The organism is Arthrobacter glycogeni (assembly GCF_054511155.1).
The window spans coordinates 1-5,956 of sequence record NZ_JBTNDE010000042.1 but is presented as its reverse complement, the minus strand read 5'-3'; the positions used below and the strand labels follow the sequence as shown (position 1 = coordinate 5,956).

The 5,956-nt window shown below is 59.9% G+C and carries 5 protein-coding genes; all 5 read left to right on the top strand.

Features of this window, described 5'->3' with window-relative positions; translation table 11 throughout:
- Positions 1–395: 395 nt before the first annotated feature.
- The 5 genes from ACX80O_RS16535 to ACX80O_RS16515 all read left to right on the top strand — a co-directional run bounded on the left by ACX80O_RS16535 (position 396) and on the right by ACX80O_RS16515 (position 5,403).
- Complete coding sequence (locus ACX80O_RS16535; protein WP_459334154.1) at positions 396–974, top strand: sugar O-acetyltransferase; 579 nt, start codon at positions 396–398, stop codon at positions 972–974.
- A 2-nt stretch (positions 975–976) separates the two neighbouring features.
- Complete coding sequence (locus tag ACX80O_RS16530) at positions 977–1,516, top strand: TetR/AcrR family transcriptional regulator (RefSeq protein ID WP_459334153.1); 540 nt, start codon at positions 977–979, stop codon at positions 1,514–1,516.
- A 99-nt stretch (positions 1,517–1,615) separates the two neighbouring features.
- Positions 1,616–2,863, top strand: a complete 1,248-nt coding sequence (locus ACX80O_RS16525; RefSeq protein ID WP_459334152.1) for an MFS transporter — start codon at positions 1,616–1,618, stop codon at positions 2,861–2,863.
- Between the two features lie 380 nt (positions 2,864–3,243).
- Entirely contained in the window at positions 3,244–3,885 is a 642-nt protein-coding gene (locus tag ACX80O_RS16520; protein ID WP_459307666.1) for an ECF RNA polymerase sigma factor SigK, read from the top strand.
- A 258-nt stretch (positions 3,886–4,143) separates the two neighbouring features.
- The gene (locus tag ACX80O_RS16515; protein ID WP_459334151.1) at positions 4,144–5,403 is read left to right on the top strand and encodes a serine/threonine-protein kinase; all 1,260 of its coding nucleotides are present in this window, start codon (positions 4,144–4,146) and stop codon (positions 5,401–5,403) included.
- Positions 5,404–5,956: the final 553 nt, after the last annotated feature.

Sequence of the window (5,956 nt, the reverse complement as noted above, 5' to 3'; positions counted from 1 at the left end):
GCTAAGTCTTTCCGGCGTGATCCGCTGCAGCAGGACCCGCTCGATCGGTGGTTGTTGCGCTGAACCCATAGGAGTAAACTGTAAATGAAGACAGGGACAGGTTCCCTGTTATGGACTACTGAGGGTCCCGTAGCCAGGTGCTGCGGGGCTCTCAGCATTTAAGCTGCTGCCGCTCTCTTCTGTAGCTAGATAAATCTATTTGTGCTTCTCGTACCGCGTCAGGTTCCTTACAGCGCAACTTATTATTCTCTTCGGCTTGCCGGGTGGACCGGTGCTGAAAGTGTCGGGAACTAACAGAGCGATGAGGTATCTGCAAGGGCCGGGCGAGCAGTCGACCCACCCTTTTCTCTGCTGTATGTGTACTTTTGTACTTATAGTTATGTACACTTGTACTCATGACTGATTACTTCGCCGATGATTCCCGGTCGAACCATGAGCGCATGATCGCCGGTGACCTCTACATAGCCGATGATCCCGAGATTGCGGCCCAGCAGCAGCGTGCAGTAGCACTGATGAGCGAGTACAACGCTGTCTACAGCCAGGACATCAATGCTGCTCAACCGATCCTTGCGTCACTGCTGAAAGAGCTTGGTGAAGGTGCCCACATCCGTCCTCCCTTGTTCGTTGACTACGGCTCTTTCATCTCGGTGGGTGCTGGAACGTTTATTAACTACAACCTCACCGCGCTGGACGTCGCTCCGATCGTGATCGGTCGGGACTGCCAGATCGGACCGAATGTGCAATTGCTGACACCCACGCACCCGGTGGAGCCACAGCCTCGTCGGGACAAGCTCGAAGCGGCTCAACCCATCACTATCGGAGACAATGTGTGGCTTGGTGGTGGGGCGATTGTGCTCCCCGGCGTCACAATCGGGGAGAACAGTGTGATTGGTGCTGGCGCCGTGGTCACGAAGGACGTCCCGGCGAACGTGGTTGCCGTGGGCAATCCTGCCCGCGTCGTCCGAAAGATTTAGCGTTGGCTGGCCGGCGGCACGATCCGGACAGGCGCAGCAGGATTATTGAAAGCGCTCTGAGCGTCATCGCCGAGAACGGGGTCGCTGGCACCACGCACCGCAAGGTCGCTGATCATGCCGATGTCCCTTTAGGGTCGATGACCTACCACTTCGCGGACCTCGACGAGTTACTCAGGGAAGCCCTGACCCGGTATGCGGACAGAATCTCGGAGCGATACACCGAACGCCTGGCGGTCGCCTTCTCCCTAGATGGCCTCATTGAAGCGATTGTCGATCTCGTTCATCACGATCTGGGTAAGGCCCCCGATGACCTTGTCCTTAGCCTCGAGCTCTACACATTGGCCGCACGCGTACCGGCTTTCCGCCAGATCACACACGACTGGATGAAGAGAAGCCGTCAGGCGCTGGAACGTTTCGTCGACACGGACACCGCGTACGACGTGGATGCACTGATTGAAGGTCTCTTCATCCATGCCAGCCTTGATCAGCCCACGCGTTCCCGGGCCAGCACCGAACGCGCGGTGCGCCGCTTCTTGAGTTAGCAACAACGAGACCACCACTTGATCGGCTGTCACGCCATTACCGGCTCCGGCTCCTGGCTGACGGACACCTCCTCTTCGAAACATTGTCAAAGGATTCCCATGACATCTACGTCCACTCGCGAACGTGCCGCGGTACCCCGGCAAACCCGGAATGCGCGCATCGCTGTCGCCATACTCTTCTTCACCAACGGCGCACTCTTTGCGAACCTCTTGCCCCGTTATCCCGAGATCAAAGCTGACCTCGACCTCGCCAACGCTGAATACGGCCTTGCTGTGGCGTCGTTCCCCTTGGGAGCACTTCTGGCCGGGCTTGCTGCAGCCACCCTTATACGGCGCTTTCGTTCGTCTCGCGTGGCCGTGGCCGGAACGGCCCTGACCGGCATCGGTGTCGCTCTGGCCGGACTGTCCAACTCCTGGCTGGCTCTGGCAGGCGCACTGTTGCTCGCAGGTGCGATGGACGCCGTGACCGACGTCGCCCAGAACTCCCACGGCCTGCGCGTACAACAGCTCTACAAACGCTCCATCCTCAATTCCTTCCATGCGGTCTGGTCGATCGGGGCCGTGACGGGCGGGCTGATGAGCGGGGCCGCAGTCGCACTAGACATTCCCCGAGCCCTGCATCTAGGCGTCACCGGGTTCCTGTGGACTGTTATTGCCATCATCGCGTACCGCTTCCTCCTCAAAGACCCCGAGCCAACCGAACCGACCGAGCCTGCACCCATCCCCGGTGAGCCACGCACTAGCGTTCGACGAACCGCTCCGCTCGTCGCCTTAGGCGCCCTCGTGGTTATCGCTGTCGGTGGAGCACTCGTCGAAGATGCCGGCAGCACATGGGCCGCTATCTACCTGTCCGGTTCTCTCGATGCCACGGTCAGTATCGCAGCACTGGGATTCGTGGCCTTGGTCGGCGCCCAATTCATAGGACGACTTCTTGGTGATGGACTTGTTGACCGATTCGGTCAACGCACCGTCGCATGCTCCGGAGGAGCCATCGTGTTCCTCGGAATGGGCCTGGCACTGCTCATTCCCACCATCACCGGCACCATCATCGGCTTCGGGCTAGCAGGTTTCGGAGTTGCCACCCTCGTTCCAGCCGCCATGCACGGAGCAGATGAACTGCCCGGGCTACGCCCCGGCACCGGCTTGGCCGTCGTGAGTTGGCTCATGCGCATAGGCTTCCTTATCTCACCACCAACCGTCGGCCTCATCGCCGACAACATCAGCCTCCGGGCAGGACTGCTCATAGTCCCCTTCACCGGGCTCCTCGTCATCGTCCTATCCGGAGTTCTCCCCACCAAGCCCCGCCCACAATCGTCACATCACCATAAGAATCCAACGATCGGCTAACCGGACCAGGCAGGAAATATAGCGCTGCAAAAACACCGTCACTTATCGCTGCGATCCACATGCCATGTCTCACCCGGTAGCGTCTCGAAATCCATCGTTTTCAAGACACCCACCGAACGTTGCCGATCGACGACAAAACCCGATATCAGTGGCACCTACCCGCCTGTCTATGGCAGTGCAGTTGGGAATGATCTGAAATATCTGGCTGAGGCCGTACATCACAATCGCATTCCAAAATGGTTAGCAAGCCTGCTGACCATTACGGACCGCAGCCCAGCAGACTACTATCAAATTGGAGGCTAAAGCCCGGTCTGGTGTTCGGAAATTATGTGCACGAATCAAAGATTAAGAACGGGCGTTCGCGTCGCTCGCATGGTGTGATGGCAGCCCGCTGGGGTGCTGCCTGGACCTACAAGATGGGTGCAATGAACAACTTTGAACGCCCGAAGTCCGATCCCGGGGTTGGGGCCGAAGCTGATCGTGCTGCGCTCACCGGACTGTTACTACGCACGGCTGACGGAGACCGTGAGGCTTTTACAGCCTTCTACCACCACACTGCGGGCCGGGTGTACGGACTAGCACGCAGAGTCATCATTAATGATTCGCTCAGCCACGACACCACCCAAGAAATATTTTTGGTGGTGTGGCAGGATGCCCACAAATACCGTCCCGCCGCAGGAACACCCCTGGCCTGGCTAATGACCATCACCCACCGCAGAGCCGTCGATAAAGTCCGCACAGAACAGAGGCGCATCACCCGGGAGGCGAACTGGGGTGCGGCCACCCAAACCATCGAATACGACGAGACGGCGGCGGGCGCCATCGGCAGGATCGAAGCCCAAAGCGTCATCGCGTCGTTGAAAACCCTGTCCCACGTGCAACGGGAAGCAATTTCCCTGGCCTATTACGCAGGGCTTACCTACCGGGAAGTCGCCGAAAAACTTGACCTGCCGCTGCCAACGGTCAAGAGCCGCATCCGTAACGGACTCTTACAACTACGAAGCTGCCTGGAAGCAGCCTAGGCGATGAACTACCGCCCCCAGCACACTGTAAGGTCCCTGAAATGTTAACCCGGAACCCGGACGCCGCCCCCAACATGCCAGTCCCACACACGAACAAGGCCAACCGCAATACCGGATATCCCAACCTGTACCGCAACCATTCGGGGTATCCGGACAAACCCGACCTGTCGATCTTGGACTCGGAAAATGAATAGCAAGGATCCTAATCCGGGATCTGGGGTAAGAGATGCTGTTATAGGGGAGGAAATACCTGGCGGCGTGCCAACCGGTATGACCCTTGGCGGGCGGTACAGGCTTGGCACTCTCATCGGTCAGGGTGGGATGGCATCGGTGTACCAGACGCGCGATGAGGTACTCGGCAGGGACGTGGCAGTCAAGCTTTTCCGTGCGGGCGCGATCGGAAATGATGAGACCGACCGGCAGCAGGGCGAGGCCAGAGTCCTGGCCGGACTGAGCCACCCCAACCTCGTCACGGTCTTTGACGTCGGCACGGAGACCGCAACGCTACACCCGCAAGCCTACCTAGTCATGGAATTGGTCCACGGCGAGGATCTCCACCGTGCCAAATACAATGCGCCACTCACCGAAGAAGAGACAGTGGCCATGGGCGCCGGAGTGGCCGACGCCCTTACATACATTCACGGCCGCGACATAGTCCACCGCGATGTGAAACCCGCCAACATCCTCCTCGGTAGCCATGGGGACGCTCAGCGGGCGCAGAACCCCAAACTCACGGACTTCGGCATTGCCCGGCTGATGGACGGGACACGGTTGACCGCCACTGGACAGTCCATCGGCACTGCCGCCTACCTGAGCCCCGAACAGGCTGAGGGCATTTCCGTCACTCCAGCTAGCGATATCTACTCTCTGGGGCTGGTGCTACTGGAATGCCTCACCGGAAACACCGCTTTCCCGGGGCCCGCGGCAGCATCCGCTGCGGCACGGTTGTATCGCGGCCCACCGGTTCCTGTCGCGCTGGGCAGCGGCTGGACCCAGCTACTCCAGGCCATGACCGCCCGGGATCCCCTAGACCGCCCCAGCGCCGCAGATACAGCGTTAGCGCTACGTTCTCTCCCCGGTTCCGGTACTCCGCGAGCAACAGACAGTGATGATCAAAGGACATCAGATCTAGAGTCCATCTCAACGATTACGCCAACCTCGGCTCTCCGGCAAGGTTTTGCGCCGCAGGATGGTCAGAAAACCTCAGCCATACCCACCGCCAGCAGGACAGGTAAATTACTCTCGCATTCAATCATCACCCCACCGGACGGGGATCTGGCGCAGCCGCATCGGGAAGGGAAGCAGGACCCTTCGGGGCAGCGCCGCAGACCGGGCGCCATGCAATGGGCGCTGATAGCTCTTATCCTGGCAGTTGCGCTGCTGGTTTTAACGGTGCTGATAGTGCCAGCCATCGACATCGGAGACGGACCCTCCCCCGTTCCCGTTCCCTATCCTGCGGCCCCAGGGGAACTCGGGGATCTACTGCAGGAGCTACAGGACAGCGTGGCACCACAATGACAATCACTCGATTCCTCAACCGCACCTCGGCGGTAGCTCTCAGCGTGGCTTTGCTCAGCGGCTGCAGCAACACCTCAGGGGGCTACAGCCCGGACGCGGCCCGACAGCTCCAATCCGAGGTGCTAGCCGTCACACGGCTCTCCGTCGACGAAAACTACGAAGAAGCCCTAAAACTTTTAGATAAACTCAGCGTCCGCCTGGACGCCCTGGCATCGAGCGGGTCCGTTTCACTCGACCGGCAGCAACGCATAGAAGACGCCATTGCGGCCCTCCGGACCTACCTCGAAGCCAAGCCAGGTGATCAAGCAAACCCAACCCAGCCGGCACCCAACCCACAAACGCCCACACCGCCACCAAAAAAATCCCCACCTGCACCTAGCGAACTGCAACCCCTACGTCCTGCTGCCCCTGCCCCACAGGGTCCAGCTCCGGATCCGGGAGCACCGGCACCACCACCACCTCTGCCACCGCCAACCGAACCGGCACCACCACCACCTCTGCCACCGCCAACCGAACCGGCACCACCACCACCTCTGCCACCGCCAACCGAACC

Bases quoted from the DNA above. Each gene is read 5' to 3' on its own strand.
- ACX80O_RS16520 (WP_459307666.1), top strand. From the start codon at position 3,244: ATGGCAGCCCGCTGGGGTGCTGCCTGGACCTACAAGATGGGTGCAATG.
- ACX80O_RS16535 (WP_459334154.1), top strand. From the start codon at position 396: ATGACTGATTACTTCGCCGATGATTCCCGGTCGAACCATGAGCGCATG.
- ACX80O_RS16525 (WP_459334152.1), top strand. From the start codon at position 1,616: ATGACATCTACGTCCACTCGCGAACGTGCCGCGGTACCCCGGCAAACC.